18 protein-coding genes are annotated in these 25,770 nt (G+C 68.9%); 2 read left to right on the top strand and 16 right to left on the bottom strand.

Translation table 11 applies throughout. From position 1 onward, the window contains the following. Nucleotides 1–30 precede the first annotated feature (30 nt). The 5 genes from rpmA to ABKA17_RS24845 form a co-directional block, all read right to left on the bottom strand. Nucleotides 31–285 (bottom strand): 50S ribosomal protein L27, encoded by a 255-nt coding sequence (rpmA, locus tag ABKA17_RS24865; protein ID WP_353694427.1) that lies wholly within the window; start codon nucleotides 283–285, stop codon nucleotides 31–33. A 14-nt stretch (nucleotides 286–299) separates the two neighbouring features. After that, nucleotides 300–620, bottom strand: a complete 321-nt coding sequence (rplU, locus tag ABKA17_RS24860) for a 50S ribosomal protein L21 (protein ID WP_046259920.1) — start codon at nucleotides 618–620, stop codon at nucleotides 300–302. A gap of 239 nt (nucleotides 621–859) precedes the next feature. Then, a complete protein-coding gene (locus ABKA17_RS24855) occupies nucleotides 860–4,798 on the bottom strand; it encodes an Rne/Rng family ribonuclease (protein ID WP_353694426.1) in 3,939 nt (1,312 codons plus the stop codon). Nucleotides 4,799–5,057: 259 nt separating this feature from the next. Next, nucleotides 5,058–5,816, bottom strand: a complete 759-nt coding sequence (locus ABKA17_RS24850; protein WP_353694425.1) for a TIGR03936 family radical SAM-associated protein — start codon at nucleotides 5,814–5,816, stop codon at nucleotides 5,058–5,060. 48 nt (nucleotides 5,817–5,864) lie between these two features. After that, nucleotides 5,865–6,923 (bottom strand): hypothetical protein, encoded by a 1,059-nt coding sequence (locus ABKA17_RS24845; protein ID WP_353694424.1) that lies wholly within the window; start codon nucleotides 6,921–6,923, stop codon nucleotides 5,865–5,867. Nucleotides 6,924–7,120: 197 nt separating this feature from the next. On the opposite strand from ABKA17_RS24845, the gene ABKA17_RS24840 reads away from it, so the two are divergent. Both ABKA17_RS24840 and ABKA17_RS24835 read left to right on the top strand, forming a co-directional pair. Further along, the gene (locus ABKA17_RS24840) at nucleotides 7,121–7,978 is read left to right on the top strand and encodes a hypothetical protein (protein WP_353694423.1); all 858 of its coding nucleotides are present in this window, start codon (nucleotides 7,121–7,123) and stop codon (nucleotides 7,976–7,978) included. 101 nt (nucleotides 7,979–8,079) lie between these two features. Further along, complete coding sequence (locus tag ABKA17_RS24835; protein ID WP_353694422.1) at nucleotides 8,080–9,228, top strand: glycosyltransferase; 1,149 nt, start codon at nucleotides 8,080–8,082, stop codon at nucleotides 9,226–9,228. Nucleotides 9,229–9,240: 12 nt separating this feature from the next. Here ABKA17_RS24835 and ABKA17_RS24830 read toward each other — a convergent pair whose 3' ends face one another. From ABKA17_RS24830 to ABKA17_RS24780, 11 genes are all read right to left on the bottom strand, one after another. Further along, complete coding sequence (locus tag ABKA17_RS24830; protein WP_353694421.1) at nucleotides 9,241–11,355, bottom strand: phosphorylase family protein; 2,115 nt, start codon at nucleotides 11,353–11,355, stop codon at nucleotides 9,241–9,243. A 430-nt stretch (nucleotides 11,356–11,785) separates the two neighbouring features. Continuing rightward, a complete protein-coding gene (locus ABKA17_RS24825) occupies nucleotides 11,786–12,199 on the bottom strand; it encodes a hypothetical protein (protein ID WP_353694420.1) in 414 nt (137 codons plus the stop codon). A gap of 277 nt (nucleotides 12,200–12,476) precedes the next feature. Beyond that, nucleotides 12,477–14,537 carry a restriction endonuclease gene (locus ABKA17_RS24820; protein ID WP_353694419.1) on the bottom strand — a complete coding sequence of 687 codons (2,061 nt, stop codon included), beginning with the start codon at nucleotides 14,535–14,537 and terminating at the stop codon, nucleotides 12,477–12,479. A gap of 424 nt (nucleotides 14,538–14,961) precedes the next feature. Beyond that, entirely contained in the window at nucleotides 14,962–16,926 is a 1,965-nt protein-coding gene (locus ABKA17_RS24815) for a TIGR03960 family B12-binding radical SAM protein (RefSeq protein WP_353694418.1), read from the bottom strand. Between the two features lie 89 nt (nucleotides 16,927–17,015). After that, nucleotides 17,016–18,521 carry a CYTH and CHAD domain-containing protein gene (locus ABKA17_RS24810; RefSeq protein WP_353694417.1) on the bottom strand — a complete coding sequence of 502 codons (1,506 nt, stop codon included), beginning with the start codon at nucleotides 18,519–18,521 and terminating at the stop codon, nucleotides 17,016–17,018. A 75-nt stretch (nucleotides 18,522–18,596) separates the two neighbouring features. Further along, nucleotides 18,597–19,205 (bottom strand): hypothetical protein, encoded by a 609-nt coding sequence (locus tag ABKA17_RS24805; protein ID WP_353694416.1) that lies wholly within the window; start codon nucleotides 19,203–19,205, stop codon nucleotides 18,597–18,599. A 33-nt stretch (nucleotides 19,206–19,238) separates the two neighbouring features. After that, nucleotides 19,239–20,435 carry a rod shape-determining protein RodA gene (gene rodA, locus ABKA17_RS24800; RefSeq protein WP_353694415.1) on the bottom strand — a complete coding sequence of 399 codons (1,197 nt, stop codon included), beginning with the start codon at nucleotides 20,433–20,435 and terminating at the stop codon, nucleotides 19,239–19,241. Next, complete coding sequence (mrdA, locus tag ABKA17_RS24795; RefSeq protein ID WP_353694414.1) at nucleotides 20,432–22,678, bottom strand: penicillin-binding protein 2; 2,247 nt, start codon at nucleotides 22,676–22,678, stop codon at nucleotides 20,432–20,434. The genes rodA and mrdA overlap by 4 nt, the downstream gene beginning before the upstream one ends. An 80-nt stretch (nucleotides 22,679–22,758) precedes the next feature. Further along, a complete protein-coding gene (mreD, locus tag ABKA17_RS24790; RefSeq protein ID WP_353694413.1) occupies nucleotides 22,759–23,439 on the bottom strand; it encodes a rod shape-determining protein MreD in 681 nt (226 codons plus the stop codon). Nucleotides 23,440–23,452: 13 nt separating this feature from the next. Then, nucleotides 23,453–24,400: a rod shape-determining protein MreC gene (gene mreC, locus ABKA17_RS24785; RefSeq protein WP_353694412.1), complete on the bottom strand. Its 948-nt coding sequence runs from the start codon at nucleotides 24,398–24,400 to the stop codon at nucleotides 23,453–23,455. A gap of 163 nt (nucleotides 24,401–24,563) precedes the next feature. Then, nucleotides 24,564–25,583, bottom strand: a complete 1,020-nt coding sequence (locus tag ABKA17_RS24780) for a rod shape-determining protein (RefSeq protein ID WP_353694411.1) — start codon at nucleotides 25,581–25,583, stop codon at nucleotides 24,564–24,566. Nucleotides 25,584–25,770 lie beyond the last annotated feature (187 nt).

Raw genomic sequence — 25,770 nt, 5'->3', positions numbered from 1 at the left:
AAACGTTCGGTCTGAGCCCTAAGCGTTAGCTCAGGCGACCGGGACGATGTTCACGACCTTGCGGCCACGGTGGGTGCCGAACTGCACCGAACCGGCCTCGAGGGCGAACAGCGTGTCGTCGCCGCCACGGCCGACGCCCGCGCCGGGGTGGAAGTGGGTGCCGCGCTGGCGGACCAGGATCTCGCCCGCGTTGACGGTCTGACCACCGAAGCGCTTCACGCCGAGGCGCTGAGCGTTGGAGTCACGACCGTTACGGGTGGACGATGCGCCCTTCTTGTGTGCCATCTCTCCTCAGTCCCTTACTTCGCAGCCGCGGGGATCTCAGTGACCTTGATCGCCGTGTACTGCTGGCGGTGGCCCTGACGACGGCGGTAGCCGGTCTTGTTCTTGTAGCGAAGGATGTCGATCTTGACGCCCTTGTGGTGGTCCACGACCTCGGCCTGGACCTTGATACCGGCCAGCACCCACGGGTCGCTGGTCACGGACTCGCCGTCGACAACGAGCAGGGTCGAGAGCTCGACCGTGTCGCCAACCTTGGCAGTGGAAATCTTGTCAACCTCAACGATGTCGCCGACAGCAACCTTGTGCTGGCGACCACCGCTGCGCACGATGGCGTACACGCGGATCTCACTCTCTCGCTCGGGAACGGCACCCCCGCAGTCCAGCGACCCGACAGAGCAGGCAGCCTCTCCCGGTCGAAGAAAACCGGGAGGAAGAGGTTTACGGGGATGTGACGTGTCAGTCGACACGCCGACGGTCAAGGTTACGGGGCCGCGGCCGAAGGGGTCAAACCGGGCCGGGCCCCCCGGGTGTGCCGCTGATCACTCGGGACCAGCCGCACACCCGGGACGAGCCGAACTCAGCTCTCGTCGGCGGAAGCCGAGACCGAGGACAGCGTCTGCTCGGCCGCCGCGGTCTTCTTCGCCGTCGTCTTCTTGGCGGCGGCCTTCTTGGTCGTCGCCTTCTTGGCCGCCGTCTTCTTAGCCGCGGTCTTCTTGGTTGCGGCGGCGGCGGCCTTCTTCGCGGTCGCCTTCTTGGCCGTCTTACGGGCCGTCTTCTTCGCCGGAGCCGCCTCCTCGGCGGCCGGGGCCTCCGCGGCGGACTCCGTCGCCGGGACGACCAGGACGGCCGTCTCCTCGGACGCGGTCGGCGCGGTGGCCTTGCGCACGGCACGACGCCTCGGACGGGCCGGGGCGGCGCTCTCGGCGGGCGCCTCGGCGGCCGGCGGCGCGGCCGGAGCCTCCTCGGCGACCGGCGCGGGGGCCGGGGCGGACTCAGCGACCGTCACGACGGCGGCCTCGGCGCCCGTGGGCGATCCAGCCGGCGCGGACACCTTGCGGGTCGCGCGGCGACGCGTACGTCCCTTGGGCGCGGCGTCCTCGACGACCGGGTCCTCGACGGCGGCCGGCTCGGCCTGCGCCTGGGTGGCGGGCTCCGGCTGCACCGGACGCTCGACCTCCTCCTCGGCGGTCACGTCCTGAGCGGTCGGGACCTCGGCCCTCTCCGCCCGCTCGGCCCGCTCCCGCCTGGGCGCACCGGCCGGAGCCGAGGCCCGACGGCTCGTCCGGCGCCGCGAACGGCCCCGGGTCGCGGCGGCCTCCGCCTCGGCGGCGCTGCTGAACAGCTCCTCGTCCGGCTCGAACTCCGGCGCGGGCAGCGCAACCGGGACCGCGGCCTCGGCGACGACCTCGGCCTCGGTCTCCGCCTCCTCGGCGAACTCGGCGCTCTCGACGGCCTCCGCCGCCTCGGCGGCCACCGCGGCCTCGTGGACGTGCTCGATGCCGCCGCGCCCGCGCTTCTTGCGCTTGCCGCCGCCACCGGCGGAGGTCGGCTGCTCCATGTGCACGATGACACCGCGGCCGTTGCAGTGGACGCAGGTCTCGGAGAAGGACTCCAGCAGGCCCTGGCCGACCCGCTTACGGGTCATCTGCACGAGCCCCAGCGAGGTGACCTCGGCGACCTGGTGCTTGGTCCGGTCCCGGCCCAGGCACTCAAGGAGGCGCCGCAGCACCAGGTCCCGGTTGGACTCCAGGACCATGTCGATGAAGTCGATGACGATGATGCCGCCGAGGTCGCGCAGCCGCAGCTGACGCACGATCTCCTCGGCCGCCTCCAGGTTGTTCCTGGTGACCGTCTCCTCGAGGTTGCCGCCCTGACCGGTGAACTTGCCGGTGTTGACGTCGACGACGACCATCGCCTCGGTCCGGTCGATCACCAGCGAGCCACCGCTCGGCAGCCAGACCTTGCGGTCCAGTGCCTTGGCGAGCTGCTCGTCGATCCGGTACGTGGCGAAGACGTCGACCTCGGAGGTCCACTTCGACAGCCGGTCGGCCAGGTCGGGCGCGACGTGCGAGACGTATCCGTGGATGGTCTCCCACGCCTCGTCGCCGCTGACGACGACCTTGGTGAAGTCCTCGTTGAAGATGTCGCGGACGACCCGGACGGTCATGTCCGGCTCGCCGTACAGCAGCGTCGGCGCGTTGCCGTTCTTGGCCTTCTTCTGGATGTCCTCCCACTGCGCCTGAAGCCGCTCGACATCGCGGCGCAGCTCGTCCTCGCTGGCGCCCTCGGCGGCGGTGCGCACGATGACGCCCGCGTCCTCGGGGACGATCTTCTTGAGGATGGTCTTCAGCCGCGCCCGCTCGGTGTCGGGCAGCTTGCGGCTGATGCCGGTCATCGAACCCTCGGGCACGTACACCAGGTAGCGCCCGGGCAGGGAGACCTGGCTGGTGAGCCGCGCGCCCTTGTGCCCGATCGGGTCCTTGGTGACCTGCACGAGCACCGACTGGCCGGACTTCAGCGCGCTCTCGATGCGGCGCGGCCCGTTGGCCATGCCGAGCGCCTCGAAGTTGACCTCACCGGCGTAGAGCACGGCGTTGCGGCCCTTGCCGATGTCGATGAAGGCGGCCTCCATCGACGGCAGCACGTTCTGGACCTTGCCCAGGTAGACGTTGCCGACGTACGAGGTCGACTGCTCCTTGTTGACGTAGTGCTCGACGAGCACGTTGTCCTCGAGGACGCCGATCTGTGTGCGGTCGCCGTGCTGGCGGACGACCATCACACGCTCGACGGCCTCACGGCGGGCCAGGAACTCGGCCTCGGTGATGATCGGAACGCGTCGGCGGCCCTGCTCACGGCCCTCGCGGCGACGCTGCTTCTTGGCCTCCAGACGGGTCGAGCCCTTGATGGACTGCACCTCGTCGGACGGCTCGGCCTTCGGGCGGGGCTCACGGACCTTGACGACCGTGCGCTCGGGGTCGCCGTCACCGGGCTCGGCGTCGGTGCCGGAGTCACCCGCGCGGCGACGACGGCGCCGGCGGCGACGGCTGCTGGAGGACGAGGAGCCGTGCTCGTCGGACTCCTCCTCGGAGTCCTCCTCGACCTGTTCGGCGGTGTCCTCGGCATCCTGGTCGGCCTGCTCGGCGGCGAGCTCGTCACCGTCCTCGCCGTCCGACTCGGCCGACTCACCGCGACGGCGGCGACGGCCACCGCGACGACGGCGCCGGCGCGAACCGCTCTCCTCGGAGTCGTCGCCCTCGGCGGCGTCCTCGACGTCGGCGCTCTCCTCGGCCTCGTCGGTCTCGTCCTCGGCGGCGGTCTCGACGACCTGCGCCTCGACGGCCTCCTCGGCACCCCGGCGGCGGCGCCGGCGACGCGGTGCCGGCTCCTCCTGGAACTCCTCGACGGCTTCCTCGGGCTCCTCGACGACCACCTCGGCGGCGGCTGCCTCGGCGGCGGCCCGCTGGGGCGTCTGGAACTGCGGCTCGGTGAACACGGGCGCCTGGAACACGGCCACGGCGGGCCGCGCGGGCTTGCGCGGCTCGTCCTCGGCGGCGTCGGCCTCGGCGGCCGGCGGCTCGGAGAACCCGGTGGCGGCCCGGCGGACGGAACGGCGACGCGCGCGACGCGGGGCGGCGTCGTCGTCGGCGGGGGCTTCGGGGGCGGCCTCGGCGGCGGGCGCCTGGCTCACGGCAGCCTCTTCGGCGGCCTTGGCCGGCTCGTTCTCCTCGACAGCGCTCACCGGCGCCTCCACGCTCTCAGGGGCCTCGGCGGGCACGGACGTACGACGCGTGGCACGGCGGCGGGTCCGGCGCGGGGCCTCTTCCTCGGCAGCGGCCTCTTCGGCGACGGCCGGCTCCGGCTCGGACGTCACCTCAGCCTCGGTGTCCTGAACGGCCTCGGCGGGCGCGGACACCCGGCGCGTGGCACGACGGCGGCCACGACCGGCGGGCGCGGCCTCCTCGGCGGGAGTCTCGGCGGGCGCCTCGACAGGTGCCTCGGCCACCGCGGGCTCGACGACGGTCTCCTCGGCGGCGGCCGGCGCACCGGCGGGCGCGGAGGCACGGCGCGTGGCACGGCGACGCGTACGAGGAGCGGGGGCGGCCTCGGCCTCGGCTTCAGCGGCGGCCGCTTCGACCTCCTCGGCCTTCACCTCGGCCACGGCGGCCGGTACGACCGTCTCGGCGGCCTCGGCGGCGGCAGGGGCACCGGCGGGCGCGGAAGCGCGACGCGTGGCACGACGACGCGTACGAGGGGCGGGCGCGGCCTCGGCCACCGCCGGCTCCTCGGCCTGTTCGACCTCTGCGGTCTCGTCGGTCTCTTCGGTTCCCTCGGCCTCGACCGCGTCGACGAGGTCGGCGGCCGGTATGGCCGGCGTCACCACGTCCGTGGTCTCTGCCTCGGCACCGACCGGCGGACCCGCCGGTCGGGAAGCGGCCCGGCGCCGACGACGCGGCGGCAGGGTGTCGCTGGGGGTGTTGAGTTCGGAACCCTCGGTGGGTTCGGTCGGCTCGAGCATGCGGGCGTTTCTCCCGTCAGGCTCCCGGGCGCCGCGCCTGGTCCGGCGATGCCGGTGACGTCCGCGGCTCGCGCGATGCGCGGTGCCGCCGTCCGGGGCGCGGGCGCCGCACGGGAGCTCTCTGTGTCTTGTCTCGCCGGTTCCGTACACCCTGTTGGGTACGGCCTGGCGAAAGTCTTCTGGTCGGTGCGCTGCCCGACCCAGGTGGCTCCCGAGTCCGAGGGCGACGCTACGACGTCCGTCCTTCGCGGGACCTTCCTTACGCCGGCGCCTTCGCGGCGGCAGCGGCCGTTGTAAGGGCCTCAGCTGCCTCGCGGTCGGGCGCGAGCGGGTCGGTCACCGTGCCGGTCTCTTCATCGAACAGCCCCTGCGCCAGCCTGGTCACCGCTGCGGGGACCGGCGGCGCCAGGTCGGCCACGGCGCGGAGACCGGACAGGACGTCGTCGGGTCGAACGGCAGGCGTCACGTGCCGAACAACCAGCCGCAGTATCGCACAGGGCTGGTCGGTCGGCCTATCAGCCTGGGGATCGTGCGTCTGGAGTTGTACGACTGCGGCGCGGGCGTCGAAGGTCCGGATGCCGTTCTTGGTCTTGCGTTGGACCTCGACGGCCTCGGCGGCGGTGAAGGCCGCGACCGCGCGCTCGGCGTCGGCCGGGTCCACTCCGTCGAGCCGCAGCTCCCACACCGAAGCCGTGAGCCGGTCGGCGAGCCCGGAGGTCCGGGCCTCGACCGCGTCGACGATGTCGAGGCCGGTGGGCATCGACTCGTCGAGCAGGACCCTGAGCTTGTCGGGGTCCCGCGCCTGGGTGAGGGCGATCTCCAGATACTCCGCCTCACTGCCCGTGCCGGTGGGTGCGGCATTGGCGTACGACACCTTCGGATGCGGCGTGAACCCCGCCGAGTACGCCATCGGCACCTCGGCACGGCGCAGCGCACGCTCGAAGGCGCGCTGGAAGTCACGGTGGCTGGTGAACCGGAGGCGGCCGCGCTTGGTGTAGCGCAGTCGGATGCGCTGCACCGCGGGTGCGGGCGGCGGGCCTTCGGGCTGTCGCTTGCCCAGTGTCGTTCAGTCCTTCGTGAGTGCGGTCGTACTGCTACCAAGAGTACGTGTCTCGCGGCCCGTCGGTTCCCGGCGGTCCACCGCGACCGCCTTCCGCGGCTCGCCGAGGAGCATCCGCCGGAAGTCGGCGCGTGCCTGCCGGACGGACTCCCGGGCGGCTGCCAGCGCCTGCCGGGTGGCCCGTCCCACGCTCCGCGCGGCCTCGGCGACAGGCCGGAGCACCAGGTCGCGGACGACGTGCCCGACGGGGGTGAGCAGCGTGCGGTACACCCATCGCACCGGCTCCACGAAGATCCACCGGAAGAGGGTCCCGAGGAACCGTCCGACCGCGCGCGAGACATGCCCGGCGACCCGCCACGCGTGCCCGAGCGCGTCCCCCACCTCCCGCCCCACGACGGCGAGGAACCGCCCGAGGGGCACGAGCACCCACCGCCACAGGGCGAGCAGGGGCAGCACGAGGAGCACGCGCGTGATCCAGTACAGGCAGACGCCGATGCCGCGGAGCACCCACACGGTGCCGTGCCCGATGGGTGTGAGGATCCACTCGTAGACCCACGAGGCGGGCACGACGACGAGATACCGCGCCAGCCAGGCCACGGTGGCGTACACCCCGCCCCAGATCCCCCGCAGCACCCACATCACACCGTGACCGACGGGCGTGAGCACGCGCGCGTGCACCCACGCGCAGCCCGCCCCGATCCCTCGTCCGACCCAGGCGAAGCCGTGCCCGACGGGGGTGAGCACATACCGGTAGAGCCAGACCAGGGGCACGACGAGGAGCCACTTCCCCAGCCACCCCACCCCCTTGGCGAACGGCACGACCGCATACCGCCAGAGCCCCACCAGCGGCCACACGAACACGGCCCGACCGAGCCACAGCAACGCCCGCCCGAACGGCCGCAACACGGTGTCGTTCAGGAACCGTCCCGCCACGACGAGCGCGTCCCACACCATCCGCACCGGCACGACCAGCACGAGGACGACGATCCGCACCGGGATGCGGATGGCTGTGACCAGGCACCCTTCCGGTTGTCGGGGCTCGGGCAACGGCTTCTGCGGTTCCATACCGGGCAAGACGCGCCGGCCTTCGATCCGGATGCGCCTCGTGGGTTGCGACCCCGTCACAACACTTGTCCGCTAGACCGTTTTACCTATTTGACGGCGCGTCCCCCGCGCACGCGGCGGCCGAGGCGGGGCCCTCGGGTCACTCTCACGAAATGGTCCGGGACTCCCCCGGACCACTTCGTGCAAGGAGCATGCCTATGAGCCCCCGCCCCACTCCTTCACTGCTCGGGCCGCTGGCCCGCGCGAGGTTCCGGAAGGCCGGAGTGCTGACCTCCCTCGCCCTGGTCGTCTCCGCCGGAGTGATCACGCCCGCCGCGGCGGCGACCCGAGCCGTGTCCGACAGGCCGGCCGCCACGCCGCACCCCGACTGCAAGCCCCACAAGCCCCACAAGCCGAGAGCGGCCGCGGAGGCGTACACCGGCACGGGGTGCAAGGGCGCGACCGGAGCCACCGGCGCGACGGGCCCGAAGGGACCGAAGGGCCCCACCGGCGCGACCGGCGCGACGGGGGCCACGGGCGCTCCCGGCAAGGACGGCGCCACAGGCGCGACCGGAGCCACCGGCGCACCGGGCGAGAACGGCACGCCGGGTGCGACCGGGGCCACGGGGGCGACCGGAGCGACTGGGGCCACAGGCGCGACGGGGGCCACCGGCGCTCCCGGCCCGTGCGTCGACATCGACGCCAGCCGGGACGAGAACAACTTCGAGCTGCGAGCCGCGCTGACCCCGGCCACCGAGAGCGACATCGCCAGGGCCTACGCGGGAATCCGCGACCTCCAGCCCAACCCCGGCGACTACCTCTGGACCGACCTCAGCGAACTCGGCAACTATCCGACGAACGCCTGCGGAATCTCGATCGCCCAACAGGCCCTGGGCGGCGGGGACGAAGGGGACGTGAGCATCAACGTCATCACCACCGCCGGTGCCATCCACGAGACCACCTGCGACATCAACACCGGTGACGCCCCCACCCTCACCTGCGAGAACCCCTGGGCCCTGGTGAACCTGCAACCGGCGCCCGACGCCGTGAACAGCGGGACCGACATCAACCCGTAGCACCACGGCAAGGGGGCGTCCGGCGGAATTGTCAGGCCCGCCGGACGCCCCCTGCCGTGTGGCTGCTTGTTTCCACGGTCTTCGGAGAAGAGAAAAATGCCATGAACGCGGTCTGCCTCAACATGATCGTCAAGGACGAGGCACATGTGATCCGACGCTGCCTCGAATCCGTACGCCCCCTGATCGACACCTGGGTGATCCTGGACACCGGCTCGACCGACGGCACCCAGGACATCGTCCGCGAGACCCTCGCCGACCTGCCCGGAATGCTGTACGAGAGCCCGTGGCGGGGCTTCGGCGCGAGCCGTACGGAGGCGATCGAACGGGCCCGGGAGCGGGCGAGCCACCTTCTCTTCATCGACGCCGACGACGTACTGGAGACCGACCCCGGCTTCACCCTGCCGGAGCTGACCCACGACTGCTACGACATGCAGGTGCGCCACGGCCCCGTCGTCCACTGGCGCCCGACGATGGTGTCGACCCGGCTCCCCTGGCGCTACGTCGGCGTACTGCACGAATACCTGGAATGCGACGCGGAGTTCAGCCGGGCCACCCTCGACGGCGTCCGCATGGTCATCATGGGCGGCGGCGGCCGGTCACAGGGCAGCGCGCGTACGAAGTACCTGCGCGACGCGGCGATCCTGAAGGACGGGCTCCGCAAGGAACCGGACAACACCCGATACGCCTTCTATCTGGCCCAGAGCTGGCGTGACGCCGCCGAACCGGCGAAGGCGCTGGCCGCCTACGACCGTCGCGCGGCCATGGCGGGCTTCGCAGAGGAGGCGTTCTGCTCCCGGCTCTACGCGGCCCGCCTCGCCCTGCAACTGAAGCGCCGGACGTCCGAGGTCATGGCCCGTTTCCTGGAGGCACACGAGTACCGCCCCACCCGGGCCGAACCCCTCGGCGAACTCGCCCACCTCTGCCGGACCCAGGGCGAACGCTGGCCGCTCGCCTACCTCTTCGCCCGGCGCGCGGCGGAGCTCCCCCCGCCCGACGACATCCTCTTCGTCGAGCACGGCTGGTACGACTGGCAGGCCCTGGACGAACTGGCGGTGGCGGCCTACTGGATGGGCGCCTACCGCGAGTCCCTGGAAGCCTGCGAAAAGCTACTGGACGGCGGCCACCTACCCCCTCAACACCGAGACCGGGTAACCGCCAACCACACCTTCGCCCGCACCAAACTGACCCCCACCGTCCCCCGCCCCCACCTCAGTGCACATGCCCCCCAGACGCAGACGCCGCATTCTTGACCGCCAGCGGCCTCACGGCCGAGAGACCGTAGGTGCTGACTCGGCATGCTCCAGGAGTTCACGCACGAGGGCGACGAGGGCGTGCGGCGTTTTCGCCAGAGCCTGCGGCAGAGCCCGCGCCTCGGTCGGGACAATGTCCGAACCGTCGAGGTTGATGATCCAGAGCTGAAGTTCGCCCACCTCATGCCGCCGTAGGGCCAGCTCGATCTCGTCGTAGCAGAATCTGCTCAGTGCGTACGACCTGCTCCAGAGAACGATGAACAGGTCCGCGGAAAGAACCGCGTCCTCGATCGTGGGGTTGACCATGCGGTCCGGCCGCAGCTCCTTCTCGCCGATCAGCGCACTGATACCCGCTCCGGAGAGGTAAGTCTCCAGAGCCTGTGCGAAATGAGCATCTGGCCTCGCACGGCTGATGAAGACGCGGCGAGGTGGCCATCTGTAGTTGTGAGGTGTGCGCAGCCGGGCGGCCACCATCTGGTCCGCGATCTTCATGGCATCGGCTACTGCATCTCTCTCCATGAGTCGCCGATGGTCCAGTGAGGGGTAGACACGGGCCCAGTCCCGCCTTTGATATGCGCGCCGGGACGCTCCACCGAGAAAGGCGAACGGCACGATCGGCTTCCTGCGTGCCTCCGCCAGGTGCAGCACGGTGCTCGCGGTCTTCGAGACACGACCTCCGATGGCAATGACGACATCGGCCTCTTCGAGGGCCTGGATCTGGCACAGCAGCCACGCCTGCTCCCTGGCTTCATCGTCTTCCGGCCCGGGGTAGTACCAGTTCCTGATCTCCGTGTCGTGGCCAGTGCCCAGCATCTCAAGCATCTCCCGCTGCTTCTCGGCTACTTCCGGATGCCGAGGGCTGTGAAGATGGACGATGCGACCCACGCCGGACTGGACGTAACCGATCACTGTGTGGAGGTCCGCGGAGTCGGGAAATGGACTGCATACGACGAGTTCCGCACCGGCCTTCGCCACCGCTTGCCCAAGTTGCTCACATACGTGTGCGAGCTGGGACTTCTCATAGTCGGGGTAGGTGGTTTCACCCGTAACGCCACCGATGACGTAAACGGACCTGACCCTTGACTCGGCAACATTCCGTGCAGGTGAATGCTGCGAAGCCAGCCGCCGGCTCAGCAACTTGAACAGAACCTCTGCGGAGGAGCGGGCCGCGAATTTCTTGTATCGGTCGTCTTTGCGTGGATCGGCGTGGTCCATCACGCCTTTGGCGATCACCCAGTCTGACAGACCCAGCCGATGTGCGACCTGAGCGATGGTGGCGGACTCCATCTCCAGACCGGCGACGGAACGCACGCCCCATCGCTTCAGTCGATCCCAGGTAAGCCCATCCTTCACCACGACGTTACCGCTGGCCATTGGTCCGATTACGACGGCGTACGGCAGTTGCTGGGGACCTTCCAAGTCGTCATAAACGAGTTGTTCGATGAGCGCGAATCCCGCGTCAGTAAGAGAGAGGGAGGCGCCTTCTCGGATCACCAGACCCTCCGCTTGCAAGCTCTGGATCTGCTCGGTCCACGATGCCTGCGACAGAAAGCGCGCGCGAGCTGGATGCCGTCTGGGATCCTCACCGACATAGAGCCGTTCCATCAACCAGATCCGTGCCTCGTGCGGAGAGGCCTCGCCGAAACTGGGCAGATCTGTCGTCTCCATGTCCTGTGCAGCACGCACCCACCCATCGGGCGCAGGAACCTGGCGATGATCTCCCTCGAACCCGTCTTGCGTGCGCTTTCCCTCGTCGTAGGCGTACGCCAACTCGGCCACCACCACGTCGCCGAGGGCCACATCAGCCGGGTTGCCGGCGCACACTCCGCACATAGCGAGGCAGCGAGGCCGCAAGCGTTCCACCAGCGTCGACACCACCGGCGCAGTCGCGGTCGCACCCATCCTGGTGGGCCGTGCCAGAGCCACAGTCATGCTGGAACCGTCGGCCAGGACGTACGTTCCGACGAGAAAGGGTGTCAGGGACTCCGACTCCCGTTCCTCCCAAGCCATGACGCCAGGGTGTCCTCCGTACCCGGCTAAGCCGACAGAGCGGGCCGCCTCGTACTCCTCCTTGAGTGCTGTGATGATCAGCGCGTCGACCTCGCCCACTCCTGTGTCAGCCGCCATGCCCGCACCAGCCCCCCATGTCACGCGCGATCGACCGACGCCCGGCCACGGTGACCAACCCGACGTGCGCCAGACACGACCATGACCGTACCCACGCCTCGGGGGCGGAAGCGAGGTCTGTAAGAGGAAGGCAGCGATCAGGCTCAGGGGATTACTGCATCACCCTCGCGACCACCAAGTCGCGCTCCTCGGCAAGGTGGTTCACCGAGCCCCTGTCCGTCGGAAGGGGGCTCAGGCGCCGGTGCGGTCAACTCTCCAAGACCAGGTGAGATTCAGACCCACTCGACCTCAGTGCACGTGACCATTCGCCGCTGCCGCCGGCCCACCATTCTTGACCGTGAGAGGCAGCAACTTCTTCCCCGTAGGGCCGATCTGAATGGTGGGGTCCATCTGCGGGTCGAGCCGCACGCCGGAAACCTGTGCGGTCATGTCAGACGGCAACACCTGGAATCAGCGCCACCAGCCCGGAAAGGAAGCTGCCCAGCGCTGCGAGGGTGACGAGGGTGGCTTTGCCGTCTGAGAACAACCCGGAGCAGAACTCGCGCACTCGCCGCCGAAGGATCAGCATCTTGAGCTTCTGCCAGCGGTGCTGATGAATGTGACAGCCCATGAGAATGCCGGTGGCGTTGTTACGACAGCCGTCGGCCCGTCCCCGGACCGGCGCCCCGCAGGTCACCGGAGCTTGAAAGAAGGACCACAGGAGGACCAAGGCAGACAAGGAGATGATCACGACTGGGCCGGCTGCCGCGTTGACCCATGCAGCGATGAGAAGCGCCCCAGCCAGGACACCCCACCACTGTCCCAAACCACCGAACCGACCGCTCCTCGCCCCCGAAGTCGCCATGCCAGTAATCGTGGCTACGAATCCAGCGAATCATGCAACCAGCGGACGATATGACCGAAAGGAGCCCCAGGCGGCTCATACCTACTCCACCTCGGAGACGATCTGCGACAGGCCTCCCGGGCGACGAGCGCAGCCGTCAACTCGTCCCCGCTCGCCCCTGCCAACGCCGGACCACCGTTCTTGAGTGCAAGAGGCAACAGCTTCTTCCCAGTCGGCCCGACTTTGGGGGCCCTACCCATTCATCTGCGGGCAAGCCCGGAACCACACACGAGCACTTTTACTCCACGTCAATGCCATAGTCCTGAACGAGTTGCTCCAGCCCTCCTGGATAGCCCTTGCCACCCAACACGAAGTCCCAGTCACCACTGGCTCTGCGTCGGAATGAACCGAGTACTAGAGCAGTCTCCTGAGGACGCCCGTCGGAGACCTCCAGTCTGCCGAGTTCTGCCATTGCCGGGTCCAGCAAGCGGATACACGCATCCGTGAACCCGGACAGATCCGCCTCCGGATTGACCTCTGGATCAACGGCAGCCACCAGAACGAAGCGGTCGGCACTCTGCGGCAGCGAGTCGAAGGAGACTCGGATTGCCGCTTTGTCCGGCGCCGTGGCTGGAAGCGCGCACACCGAACCGTCCGGAGTCTGCTGGTTGTTGAAGAAGACGAAGTGCTCATCGCTGAGGACTCGGTTGCCAGCACAGACGAGCGCGCACACATCCAGGGCAACGTGGCCGGACCAGGACATGCCCAACACGTTGTAGTCATCGGGTGGGGTCGTGGCGCTCGGCGGTGCCGGCTGCGGAGTTGGCGCTGCTCGTCCGCCTTCTCCCAGGCGTCCACGCAGGCCATGCCGGTGGAGCAGGTCGATGAGTTCGCTGCCCGAGATGAGTTCCAACGGCTTGCCGTTGGCGAAAGTGTGCGAGCCAGGACCGAAGCCAGCCGTCGTCACCAGGACACCCTTGTTGGCGCCTGCGTCCTGCACCGTGCCGTACAGATCGCGGACGGCCGTGGGTGGCACGGTATTGCGGTAGCGCTTCACCTGCACGACGATCTTGCCGCCGCGGATGGGCGTGGGATCAACAGCATCGACGTCCACGCCACCGTCGTTCGAGCGTTGAGTCGTCACAGCCTGCATTCCCATGGCCCGGAAGAGGTCGGCGACAAGGGACTCGAAGGCGATCGGATCCATCTCGTACAGATCCGGTTCCTCGTCGTCTCCGTGAGTGACCACACGGTTTCCGACGTCCTGCGGTTTACGGGCGGGCCGCACGGAGCCGAGTTGGTCGGGTCGAGTCGCAAGTTGTCCCCGAAGGGCGTCGGTCAAGCAACTGACCGCGTCCACCTGTTCCAAGTGCAGCCCGGCGAACGCAGATCGCTGGGCCATCGCAGTCGCCAAGTAGATGTGCGTTCGTCGCCCCGTCGCCGGATCGTGATCGTCCACGAACCCGTTCAACGCCACGGACTCAAGTGCGTTGAACTCATCCGCTGCGAACAGTTCACGCAACACGAGCAGCATGCACTGCGCGAGAACTTCGCGGTACAACGCTCGACGCTGGCCCGCAGGACGTGGCGTTTCCTTGTCTTGATCAACGGACGCCATGTACCGCACCGACTTCGTCTCAGGGACGATCCCGTATCCCGGCAGCTCCCAGTCGAGCACCAGTTGTCGTGCCGCTGAGTCGTAAGCTGCCGCAACCTGGCGGGGGAACCCTTCGAGCCACGCCGTCGACGAGTAGAGGGCCGCCGTGAAGTACTCGACGACGGAGTCAGGGTCCCTTCGTCGAACCCCTTCGGTCACTTCGGCGATGCCGGCGTTGTACCGACGCACCTCCGACCGCTGTGCTTCCGCCCACTGCTCGTATTGACGCTGCTGGGCGGCTAACTGCTGCTGCCGTTGAGCCTCCGCGGCCTGGGCCGCATGCCAGTCGCGCTCAAATCGGGCACGAGCCTCGGCCTCCGCATGCGCACGCCGACTCGCAGTCCACCCACCCTGAGCCTGGTACTGATTCGGGTCCGGCATGGGCACTGGCACTGCCAGCGGTCCCGGCGAGAAGGGTTGAAGCGCTTCGGAGCGCATCAACGAGGCCGCCCTGAAGGCCGGAGTTCGGCAACCGGCAGCAAGGACGCCTTGCAGCGACGCGACCTGCGCGTCCAACTCCTCAGTGCGCCGCCTGGCCTCCCCTTGCCGATACTCCCGATGAGCCTGCGCAGTATGTCGCTGGTAGGCACGCGCTTGTCGCGCCTGCTCCCGCTGCTGTCTGGCCTCAGCTTCCAGCTGACGCTGTTGCTGACGCTGCATATCAGCCCAGACGCCGACAAAACCGCTAGAACGACGACTCATGTGCTGCAAGCCCTCCCCAGGACGTCGGCACCGCCGACCAGAGCGCTGGTTGCCCCCACAACCAGGAGTGACGAGACGACTGTATCCAGCAACAGCCGCCTCGCCTATGGACTTGCCAAAGGCAACTCACTTCGACTATCCGCGCAGGTCACCACCCCTAGAGCGTAACCAAGAGTTCATCAGACGGCACTGCGAGATCGATGCCGGGAAGCGCTGAACCCCCTTCCTTGAAAGGAAGGAGGCTCAGTAGCTCGCAAGGCCGCTCACCCGAGACCTGGCGGGGGCAGAACCCACTCGACTTCAGGAATGAACACCCGAGGGCCCTCCAGGCTCTGGCAGAGGCGTTCCAGGCCTGCTCCCCGGCACCAACTGCCGACGGCTCGACGCACCAGCAGTGGTCAGCACAGCGGCAATCTCGTCCTGACTAGCCTGCCGGCGTCGGACCCGCGTTCTTGACCGTCAGAGGCAGCAGCTTCTTCCCAGTCGGGCCGATTTGAATAGCCGTGTCCATCTGCGGGCACACCCCGCAGTCGAAGCACGGGGTCCAGCGGCAGTCGTCGACCTCGGTTTCGTCGAGGGCGTCCTGCCAGTCCTCCCAGAGCCAGTCCTTGTCGAGGCCGGAGTCCAGGTGGTCCCAGGGGAGGACCTCCTCGTAGGAGCGCTCGCGGGTGGTGTACCAGTCGACGTCGATGCCGAAGTCGGCCAGTGCCTTGTCCGCGCAGCTCATCCAGCGGTCGTAGGAGAAGTGCTCGCGCCAGCCGTCGAAGCGGCCGCCGTCCTCGTAGACCGCGCGGATGACCGAGCCGATGCGGCGGTCGCCGCGGGAGAGGAGGCCTTCCACGATGCCGGGCTTGCCGTCGTGGTAGCGGAAGCCGATGGAGCGGCCGTACTTCTTGTCGCCCCGGATCTTGTCGCGGAGCTTCTCCAGGCGGGCGTCGGTCTCCTCGGCGGAGAGCTGCGGGGCCCACTGGAAGGGGGTGTGGGGCTTGGGGACGAAGCCGCCGATCGAGACCGTGCAGCGGATGTCGTTGGCGCCGGAGACCTCGCGGCCCTTCTGGATGACGTTCATCGCCATGTCGGCGATCTGGAGGACGTCCTCGTCGGTCTCCGTCGGCAGGCCGCACATGAAGTACAGCTTCACCTGGCGCCAGCCGTTGCCGTAGGCCGTTGCGACGGTGCGGATCAGGTCCTCCTCCGACACCATCTTGTTGATGACCTTGCGCATGCGCTCGCTGCCGCCCTCGGGGGCGAAGGTCAGGCCGGAGCGGCGGCCGTTCCTGGTGAGCTCGTTCGCCAGGTCCACGTTGAAGGCGTCCACGCGGGTCGACGGGAGGGACAGGCCGATCTTGTCGTCCTCGTACCGGTCCGCGAGGCCCTTCGCGATGTCGCCGATCTCCGTGTGGTCCGCGGAGGACAGGGAGAGGAGGCCCACCTCCTCGAAGCCCGTTGCCTTCAGGCCCTTCTCGACCATCTCGCCGATGCCCGTGATCGAACGCTCGCGCACCGGGCGGGTGATCATGCCGGCCTGGCAGAAACGGCAGCCGCGCGTGCAGCCGCGGAAGATCTCCACGGACATGCGCTCGTGGACCGTCTCGGCGAGCGGGACGAGGGGCTGCTTGGGGTAGGGCCATTCGTCGAGGTCCATGACCGTGTGCTTCGACACACGCCACGGGACGCCCGACTTGTTGGGGACCACGCGCGCGATACGGCCGTCCGGGAGGTACTCCACGTCGTAGAACGCCGGGATGTACACCGAGCCCGTCTTGGCGAGGCGGAAGAGGACCTCCTCGCGGCCGCCGGGCCGGCCCTCGGCCTTCCACTGGCGGATGATCTTCGTCATGTCGAGCACGGCCTGCTCGCCGTCGCCGATGATCGCCGCGTCGATGAAGTCCGCGATCGGCTCGGGGTTGAAGGCCGCGTGGCCGCCCGCCAGCACGATCGGGTCGTCGAGGCCGCGGTCCTTGGACTCCAGCGGGATGCCCGCCAGGTCGAGGGCCGTCAGCATGTTCGTGTAGCCGAGCTCCGTGGAGAAGCTGAGCCCGAAGACGTCGAAGGCCTTCACCGGGCGGTGGCTGTCCACCGTGAACTGCGGGACGGCGTGCTCCCGCATCAGCGCCTCCAGGTCCGGCCACACGCTGTACGTGCGCTCGGCGAGGACGCCCTCCTGCTCGTTGAGGACCTCGTAGAGGATCATGACGCCCTGGTTGGGCAGGCCCACCTCGTAGGCGTCGGGGTACATGAGCGCCCAGCGGACATCACTGGACTCCCACGGCTTGACCGTGGAATTGAGCTCTCCGCCGACGTACTGGATCGGCTTCTGCACATGCGGGAGCAGAGCTTCGAGCTGCGGGAACACGGACTCGGCGGCCGCAGCGACTTCGGCAGACATCTCGCGAACCTTCGTGAGGTGGGCTTGACGGACAGGGTTGACCATCTAGCGTAACGCGATCGTGGCAGGCCCCTGTACGTCCAGCCGGCTCACAGGACCGAGGCCGCGTCCTTGGTCTCGTCCCAGAACCCGGGCAGCTCGGCCTCCACGGCCGCCGCACGCCGCTCCTCACGCCCGTACAGCAGCCCGTAGGTGAAGGCGCTCTCCCCTGTCGTGTGTGCCACCGCGGACAGCTCCAGCAGGGTCTGCCGGGCCATGACGCTGTCCTGGTGCTCGCCGAGCAGGTTCTGCAGGGATTTCATGGTCTTCGCCAGCGCCTTGGCGGGCTTGCCGAGGGCCGGAACGGCCGCCTCCGCGGCGTAGCGGGTGCGCTTGGTCTTCTTGCGGGCCTCGTGGATGGCGACGTCCCGGTCGGTGCCGGACGCCAGCTCCAGGGCCTGCGCGACGAGCGCGGAGACCTTGCCGAAGTCCTTCTGCACGGCCTTGGGGATCACCTTGGCGGGATCCTTCCCGGCGGCCTTCAGCAGCGGGGGGTCGGCGATCACCGCGTCCAGGGCGTCGAGGAGGGCGAGGTAGCGGTGGGAGTCCAGCACGCCGATGAGGCGGGGGCTCGCTCCGCCGGGCCTCTCGCCCGCCCACACGCTCAGCCGCCCGGCGACGTCCCCGTAGACCAGCGTGTGCGGCACGTCGTCGAGAGCCGCCGACAGCCGTTCGTTCAGCACCTCCCGATCCCGGTCGACGCCCAGCTCGCCGGCCAGCCACTTCAGCTCCTCGCCGATCGGGTCGGTGACGGTCCGGTCGAGGACCTTGCCGTACGACTTGAAGGTGCTGCGCAGCCGGCGCGTGGCGACACGCATGCTGTGCACGGAGTCCTCGGCGTCCTGGCGTACGGCCGGGTCGAGGTCGACGATCGCGTCCCGCTGGGTGCGGACGTAGGCCAGGACGTGGTCACCCGCGGTCGCGGGGTCGTCGAGGGCCGCGGGCTCCCGCTTCTTCTTCGGGGCGGTCTCGTCAAGGGCGCGCGCCAGCTTCGAGGCGGAGGCAGACGGTCGTACGCCCGCCTTGCGCAAGCGCTTCTCCACCTTGTCGAGGAAGGTCGGGTCGCCGTCGTCGGCGAGCTCCACCTCGATCTCGGTCCACTGGGCGCTGCCGTCCCCGCCGGTGAGGCGTTCCGCCCGTACGGAGTCCACGCTCACCTCGGCGAGCAGCCGGCCCTCGGCGTCGAGGAGTTCGCGGACGTCCCGCGCGGAGCGCAGCCGGATCACGGGGAGCAGCTCGGCCTGCCGGACCCGGGAGCGGACCAGCCCGGCGAGTTCCTCGGGCAGGGTGTCGGAGAGCGGCGCCCGGATCTCGTCGCGTACGCCCTCGGACACCGGGAACTTCAGGTGCCAGCCCGCGTCGGAACCGCCGGTACGACGGCGCAGGGTGATAGCGGACGCGGCAAGGCGTTGGCCGGCGGTGTCGTAGTAGGTGGCGTCCAGTTCCGCGACACCCTTGTCGAGGACCGTCTCGACCCCGGCCACGCCGGTCAGGTCGGGCAGCCCGCTGTCGTCGGACTCGTACTTCCGCTCGATTTCGCGCTTTGTGTCCGCCATAAGCCGAATCTAGTCGGAGTCGGGTCAGGACGGCAGAGGGCACCGGATCTCAGCCCCGGGGAAACCTCCTGAGAATCAGGAGGTGACGAGCGCCCGCAGCTCATCGCCGTCGCCGAACGGCGCGTCCTTCGCCGTGCGGGAGAGCAGCAGGATGTGGGCGTCCTCGAACTGGTGGTACGACAGGGGCTCGGGGCCCTGGCCGACGATCAGCGCGTTGTGCTCCAGGCGCCAGCTGACGTACCGGGTGTCGTACTTGGGCTGCCGGATGTCGTAGTTCGGCGGCCCGAGCCGGTCGGTGAAGCGCTGGACGACGGTGGCGTAGTGGGCGTCGAACTCCGGTCGCCAGGCGCCCTCCTGGCTGGTCCAGCCGGGGACCGGGTCCCAGATGTCCTCGTCGAGCAGGCCACCGTCGACCGTGTAGAGGTAGGCGAAGGGCAGGGAGAGCGTGCCGTCGCCGTCGGCGGTGACGAAGTGGCCCTGCGGGGTGACGTGGGTGGCCTCGGGGACGTCCGGGGTGTCCTCGTACTCCGGTCCCTGGACCGCATCGGACCAGTCGGGCCAGCCGGCCTCGTGTATCCGGGCCTCGACGGTGTCGCCGTCGGTCAGGTCCAGCTCCGCCAGGCCGAGGATCCGGTCGACCAGTTCCTCGCCGACCGGGCACACGGCCACGTACTCCTCGGACATCCCACTCCCCCTGAAAAGGCTCTTGTCGCGGTGCTACGCCGACATCGGCCGCTGCACCCTGATCGACTGCAACAGCCCGACCGCCACCCACACCGCGAACATCGACGAGCCGCCGTACGACACGAACGGCAGCGGCAGGCCGGTGACCGGCATGATGCCCAGCGTCATCCCGATGTTCTCGAAGGACTGGAAGGCGAACCAGGCCACGATCCCGGCGGCGACGATCGTGCCGTACAGCTCGGTCGTCTCGCGGGCGATGCGGCAGGCCCGCCACAGGACGACACCGAGCAGCAGGATGATCAGGCCCGCGCCGACGAAGCCGAGTTCCTCCCCCGCCACCGTGAACACGAAGTCGGTCTGCTGTTCCGGTACGAACTGGCCGGTGGTCTGGGAGCCGTGGAAGAGGCCCGAGCCCGTCAGTCCGCCCGAGCCGATCGCGATACGGGCCTGGTTGGTGTTGTAGCCGACGCCGGCCGGGTCGAGGCTGGGGTTGGCGAAGGCGGCGAAGCGGGCGATCTGGTAGTCGTCCAGGACGCCGAGCTGCCAGACCGCGAGCGCGCCCGTCGTGCCCGCGCCGAGCAGGCCGAAGACCCAGCGGTTGGAGGCGCCGGAGGCGAGCAGGACACCCAGCACGATGATGACCATGACCATGACCGACCCGAGGTCGGGCATCAGCATCACGACGAGCATCGGTACGGCGGCCAGACCGAGGGCCTGGAGGACGGTCCGGTGGTCCGGGTAGGGCTTGTCGCCCGCGTCCACTCTCGCCGCAAGCAGCATCGCCATGCCCAGGATGATCGTGATCTTCACGAACTCCGAGGGCTGGAGGGAGAAGCCGCCGCCGAGCACGATCCAGGAGTGCGCGCCGTTGACCGTCGAGCCGAGCGGGGTGAGCACCATCAGGATCAGGAAGACGGAGGCGCCGTAGAGGATCGGCACGGCCGTTCTGAGCGCGCGGTGGCCGAGCCATACCGTGCCGATCATCAGGGCGAACCCGATGCCGGTGTTCATGAGGTGCCGGAGCAGGAAGTAGTACTGGTCGCCCTGGTTGATCTCGGTGCGGTTGCGGGTGGCCGAGAAGACCAGCAGGGACCCGATCCCCGACAGGGCGAGGGCCGCGAACAGTATCGGCCAGTCCAGCCGGCGGGCGAGCGAGTCGCGGGCGAACAGCCGGGTCCAGCCGGCCCGTTCGGGCCCGTAGCCGGAGACGGAGAAGCTGTTGCCGGTCATGTGCACATCCTCCGGCTTCCCCTGCGGCGGCGCCGTCTGCGGGTGTTGCGGTTGCCTGTTCCTCTGTTCTCCACGGTCGCCGCGAGCTGCGTCACGTCCGGATCGGGCTCGCCCTCCTGGCTCACCCGCTGCTCCTTGGCCGGGTCCTTGGAGACCTTCGGGGACTTGATCGTGCCGTCCGTCTGGACCTTCGGCAGGCTCTTCTGCGGGGTGGGCAGCAGGGCGTTCTTCTTGTCGATGGTGCCGTCGGCGGAGATGCCGTAGAGCGCGTTGTAGATGTTGCGCACGGCCGGGCCCGAGGCGCCGGAGCCGGTACCGCCCTGGGAGATGGTCATGACGACCGTGTAGTCCTTGGTGTACGTGGCGAACCAGGACGTCGTCTGCTTGCCGTAGACCTCGGCGGTACCGGTCTTGGCGTGCATCGGGATCTTGTCCTGCGGCCAGCCGCCGAACCGCCAGGCGGCGGTACCGCGGGTGGCGACGCCCGCGAGGGCGTCGTCCATCTCGGCCAGCGTCTGCTTGCTTATGGGCAGCTTGCCGTGGGCCTTGGGCTTGATCTCCTCGACGGTCCTGCCGTCGGCGCTGACGATCGCCTTGCCGACCGAGGGGTCGTAGAGGGTGCCGCCGTTGGAGATCGCCGCGTAGATGGTGGCCATCTGGATGGGGGTGACGAGGGTGTCGCCCTGTCCGATGGAGTAGTTGACGGAGTCACCGGCGCGCATCAGGTTGCCTTCGAGGCAGTTCTCGTAGGCGATCTGCTCGGCGTAGGTGCCGCCCTTCTTGCCGGTCTTGCACCAGACGTCCTTGTTGGCCTTCCAGTAGTCCTGCTTCCACTTGCGGTCCGGGATACGGCCGCTGACCTCGTTGGGCAGGTCGATGCCGGTGGTGGCGCCGAGGCCGAACTGGTGGGCGGTCTTGTAGAACCAGTTGTGGGCGTCCTTGTTCGGCTTGAGGCCGCCGTCCTTCTTCCACTCCTCGTGGGAGAGGCGGTAGAAGACGGTGTCGCAGGAGACCTCCAGGGCGCGCCCGAGGCTGATCGGGCCGTAGCCCTTGGTCTCGAAGTTCTTGAAGACCTGGCCGCCGATGGAGTACGAGCTGGAGCAGTTGTAGGGGCCGTCGAAGGAGTAGCCGGCGTTGATCGCGGCGGCGGTCGGGACCACCTTGAAGATGGAGCCCGGCGCCGACTGGCCCTGGATGGCCCGGTTGATCAGCGGGTAGTTGGAGCTCTTGCCCATGAGCTTCTTGTAGTCCTTGGCGGAGATGCCGCCGACCCAGGTGTTGGGATCGTAGGTCGGGTTGGACGCCATGGCGACGACCCGGCCGGTCTTGGCCTCCATGACGACGACCGCGCCGGAGTCGGCCTTGTAGTTCTCACCGGTGTTGTCGTCGAAGACCTCGCGGGCCTTCTTCATCGCGTCGTTCAGCTCGTACTCGGCGACGCGCTGGACGCGGGAGTCGATGCTGGTGACGAGGTTGGCGCCGGGCTGGGCGTCGTCGCTGGCGGCCTGGCCGATGACGCGGCCGAGGTTGTCGACCTCGTAGCGGGTGACGCCGGCCTTGCCGCGCAGTTCCTTGTCGTACTCCCGCTCCAGGCCGCTGCGACCGACCTGGTCGGAGCGCAGGTAGGGCGAGTCGGTGTCCTGGGCCTTGGTGATCTCCTCGTCGGTGACCGGGGAGAGGTAGCCGAGGACCTGGGCGGTGTTGGCCTTGCCGGGGCTCGGGTAGCGGCGGACGGCCTCGGGCTCGGCGGTGATGCCGGGGAAGTCCTCGGCGCGCTCGCGGATCTGGAGGGCCTGCTTGGCGGTGGCCTCGTCGGTGATGGGGATGGGCTGGTACGGCGAGCCGTTCCAGCAGGGCTGGGGGGTCTCGGCGTCACACAGGCGGACCTTCTGCATGACCTCCTCGGGCTTCATGCCGAGGACCTTGGCCAGCTTGGTGAGGACGGCCTTGCCGTCGTCCTTCATCTTCAGCAGGTCGGTGCGGGAGGCGGAGACCACGAGCCGGGTCTCGTTGTCCGCGATGGGCACGCCGCGCGCGTCCAGGATCGAGCCGCGGACGGCGGGTTCGACGACCTGCTGGACGTGGTTGCCGGACGCCTCCTTGGCGTACTCGTCGCCCTCGCGGATCTGGAGGTACCACAGACGCCCGCCGAGGGTGCCGAGGAGGGACAGGACGAGGATCTGGATCACGATGAGCCTGATCTGGACCCGTGGGGTCCGACCGGTCTCGGGGATGTTGGTCACTGCGGCTGCCGCCCCCTCTCAGTGTGTGTACGTGTCATATACGGCGAACCTGTGAACGCGGCCCGCCGACGCGCGCGCACTCACAGCCGCTTGACCCCCTTGATGCGTCCGACGCGCGCGGTCCGGGTCCGGGCCTTGGTCTTCAGGGCGCCGAGGCCGCCGCGCTGGCCGCCGATCTTCAGGCCGGTGCCGGAGGAGAGCCAGCCGGAGGAGATGTCGGTGGCCTTCTTGGCGGAGGAACCGGTCTCCGCGAGGGGGTCGTTCTCGGCGCGGCGGGCGAGCGCCATGATCCCGGGGACGACGAAGGGGGCGAGCAGCAGGTCGTAGAGCGCGGCGGTGAACAGCAGGCTGCCGAGGCCGACATGGCGGGCGGCGGTGTCGCCGACGAGGGCGCCGACACCGGCGTAGAGCAGGGTCGTGCCGACGGCCGCGGCGACCACGACGAGCATCGGGCCGGTGGCGGACTTGAGTCTGCCGTTCTCCGGTTTGGCGAGTCCGGCGAGGTAGCCGATGACGCACAGGACGAGGGCGTAGCGCCCGGCGGCGTGGTCGGCGGGCGGGGCGAGGTCGGCGAGCAGACCCGCGCCGAACCCGACGAGGGCGCCGCCGACATGGCCGTAGACCATGGCGAGACCGAGGACGGTCAGCAGCAGCAGGTCGGGGACGGCGCCGGGGAGGTGGAGCCGGGACAGGACGCTGACCTGGAGGACCAGGGCGACGACGACGAGGGAGGTGGAGAGCAGGATCCGGTTGACACGCAAGGGGAATCAGCTCCTACTGCTCTTGCTCGAACTGGCCGTCGACAGGGGCGTTCGCGGACGGGGTCACCGTGACGGTGACCGTCGGCCGGGGGGTCGGTTTCGGCTTGTCGGGCAGCACCGTGTCGCGCGGGTCCTTCTTCGGGGCCTCGACGACGACGCCGACGATGTCGAGCTTGGTGAAGCTGACGAACGGCGTGACGTAGAGGGTGCGGGTGAGGTCGCCGCCGGAGGGGTCGACGCGGGAGACGATGCCGACGGGGACGCCGGGCACGAAGGGCTTGTCGGCCTGCGAGCCGAAGGTGACGAGACGGTCGCCCTTCTTCACCTCGGCCTTGCCGTTGAGGAGTTCGACGCGCAGCGGGCGGTCGCCCTGGCCGGAGGCGAAGCCGAGTTCGTCGCCGGCCTCCATGCGGGTGCCGACGGTGAAGTCGGGGTCGTTGGCGAGGAGCACGGTGGCGGTGTTCGGGCCGACGGTCGTCACCCGCCCCACCAGTCCGTCGCCGTTGAGGACGGTCATGTCGCGCTTGATGCCGTCGTTGGAGCCGACGTCGATGGTGATGGTCCAGGAGAAGCCCTGCGCCGCTCCTATGGCGATGACCTCGGCGCCCTTGATGCCGTACTGGCCCTCGGCCGACACGTTCAGCATCTTGTTCAGTTGCTTGAGGCGGCTGGCGTTGCGGTCGTCGCTGCCGAGCTTCGCCTTGAGGGCCGCGTTCTCCTTCTCCAGCGCGGCGAGCCGGTCGTGCCGCTCGCCGGAGTCGCGGATCGCGGAGACCGCGTTGCCGACCGGGTTCACGGCGGACGACACACCGTCCTCGATGGGGCCGAAAACCGTGGCCGCGACCTGGCGGGCACCGTCGACCGGTGAATCCTCCCCGCCGCGGATGTCCACCGTGATCAGTGCGAACGCGATGGCGATCAGCAGCACCAGGAGCAGCCGGCTCTCTCGTGTGTCCCTCACGTGCGGCGGCCGTGCCTTCCTCATAGGAACGTGCAGTGTTCAGGAAATGTGCGGGTGTTCAGACGTAAACGATGCTCAGGCCTTTGGGCGAGCTTATGCCTCTATATCAACGATCCGCCGCACGAGAGGAGATCATCTCGTACGGCGGAATCGAAGAGTTACGTCATCTGCGCGGCTGGGCGTCCAGCACCTGCTGGAGCGCCTCGAACTCCTCCACGCACTTGCCGGAGCCGAGCGCCACGCTGTCGAGGGGGTCCTCGGCGATGTGGATCGGCATGCCGGTCTCGCGCCGCAACCGCTCGTCGAGGCCGCGCAGCAGGGCGCCGCCGCCGGTCAGAACGATTCCGCGGTCCATGATGTCGCCGGACAGCTCGGGCGGGCACTTGTCGAGGGTCGTCTTCACGGCGTCGACGATCGCGTTGACGGGCTCCTCGATCGCCTTGCGGACTTCGGCGGCCGAGATGACTACGGTCTTGGGCAGCCCGGAGACGAGGTCCCGGCCGCGGATTTCGGTGTGTTCGTCAGCGTCGAGGTCGTACGCCGAACCGATCGTGATCTTGATCTGCTCGGCCGTGCGCTCACCGAGGAGGAGCGAGTACTCCTTCTTGATGTGCTGGATGATCGCGTTGTCCAGTTCGTCGCCCGCGACGCGGATGGACTGGGCGGTGACGATCCCGCCGAGCGAGATGACCGCGACCTCCGTCGTGCCGCCGCCGATGTCCACCACCATGTTGCCCGTGGCCTCGTGGACCGGCAGGCCGGAGCCGATGGCGGCCGCCATGGGCTCCTCGATGATGTGCACCTGGCGGGCGCCGGCCTGGGACGACGCCTCGATGACGGCACGGCGCTCGACGCCGGTGATGCCCGAGGGGACACACACGACGACGCGGGGCCTGGCGAGATACCGCCGCTTGTGGATCTTCAGAATGAAGTAGCGGAGCATCCGCTCGGTGATCTCGAAGTCGGCGATGACACCGTCCTTCAGCGGACGTACGGCAACGATGTTGCCGGGCGTGCGCCCGATCATCTTCTTGGCTTCGGAGCCGACCGCCAGGATGCCACCGGTGTTGGTGTTGATCGCGACGACGGACGGCTCGTTGAGTACGATCCCGCGACCCCTGACGTACACCAGCGTGTTGGCGGTCCCGAGGTCGACAGCCATGTCACGGCCGATGAACGACATTGAGTTCCCCATCAGGATTCGTCTGGCCTTCCTGGGAGCTTTTGAGTGCTTTTCAGGTCGGCGAAGTGGGTGCTGTGACGTGAAGGCTTCCATCGTAGTGGCGCCTACGCGAACACTGCGCGAGGGTCTTCGCCATTGTCAGCAGATGAAACGCCCCCGCGCTTGTGGAGACGGTCCATCGGGGGCA

Origin of the sequence: Streptomyces sp. RG80 (assembly GCF_040446465.1) — a bacterium.
Lineage (GTDB): Bacteria > Actinomycetota > Actinomycetes > Streptomycetales > Streptomycetaceae > Streptomyces.
This window is presented reverse-complemented; position numbering and strand designations above follow the sequence as displayed.

Bases quoted from the DNA above. Each gene is read 5' to 3' on its own strand.
- rpmA (WP_353694427.1), bottom strand. From the start codon at position 285: ATGGCACACAAGAAGGGCGCATCGTCCACCCGTAACGGTCGTGACTCC.
- ABKA17_RS24855 (WP_353694426.1), bottom strand. From the start codon at position 4,798: ATGCTCGAGCCGACCGAACCCACCGAGGGTTCCGAACTCAACACCCCC.
- ABKA17_RS24845 (WP_353694424.1), bottom strand. From the start codon at position 6,923: ATGGAACCGCAGAAGCCGTTGCCCGAGCCCCGACAACCGGAAGGGTGC.
- ABKA17_RS24840 (WP_353694423.1), top strand. From the start codon at position 7,121: ATGAGCCCCCGCCCCACTCCTTCACTGCTCGGGCCGCTGGCCCGCGCG.
- ABKA17_RS24835 (WP_353694422.1), top strand. From the start codon at position 8,080: ATGAACGCGGTCTGCCTCAACATGATCGTCAAGGACGAGGCACATGTG.
- ABKA17_RS24830 (WP_353694421.1), bottom strand. From the start codon at position 11,355: ATGGCGGCTGACACAGGAGTGGGCGAGGTCGACGCGCTGATCATCACA.
- ABKA17_RS24825 (WP_353694420.1), bottom strand. From the start codon at position 12,199: ATGGCGACTTCGGGGGCGAGGAGCGGTCGGTTCGGTGGTTTGGGACAG.
- ABKA17_RS24820 (WP_353694419.1), bottom strand. From the start codon at position 14,537: ATGAGTCGTCGTTCTAGCGGTTTTGTCGGCGTCTGGGCTGATATGCAG.
- ABKA17_RS24815 (WP_353694418.1), bottom strand. From the start codon at position 16,926: ATGTCTGCCGAAGTCGCTGCGGCCGCCGAGTCCGTGTTCCCGCAGCTC.
- ABKA17_RS24810 (WP_353694417.1), bottom strand. From the start codon at position 18,521: ATGGCGGACACAAAGCGCGAAATCGAGCGGAAGTACGAGTCCGACGAC.
- ABKA17_RS24805 (WP_353694416.1), bottom strand. From the start codon at position 19,205: ATGTCCGAGGAGTACGTGGCCGTGTGCCCGGTCGGCGAGGAACTGGTC.
- rodA (WP_353694415.1), bottom strand. From the start codon at position 20,435: ATGACCGGCAACAGCTTCTCCGTCTCCGGCTACGGGCCCGAACGGGCC.
- ABKA17_RS24780 (WP_353694411.1), bottom strand. From the start codon at position 25,583: ATGTCGTTCATCGGCCGTGACATGGCTGTCGACCTCGGGACCGCCAAC.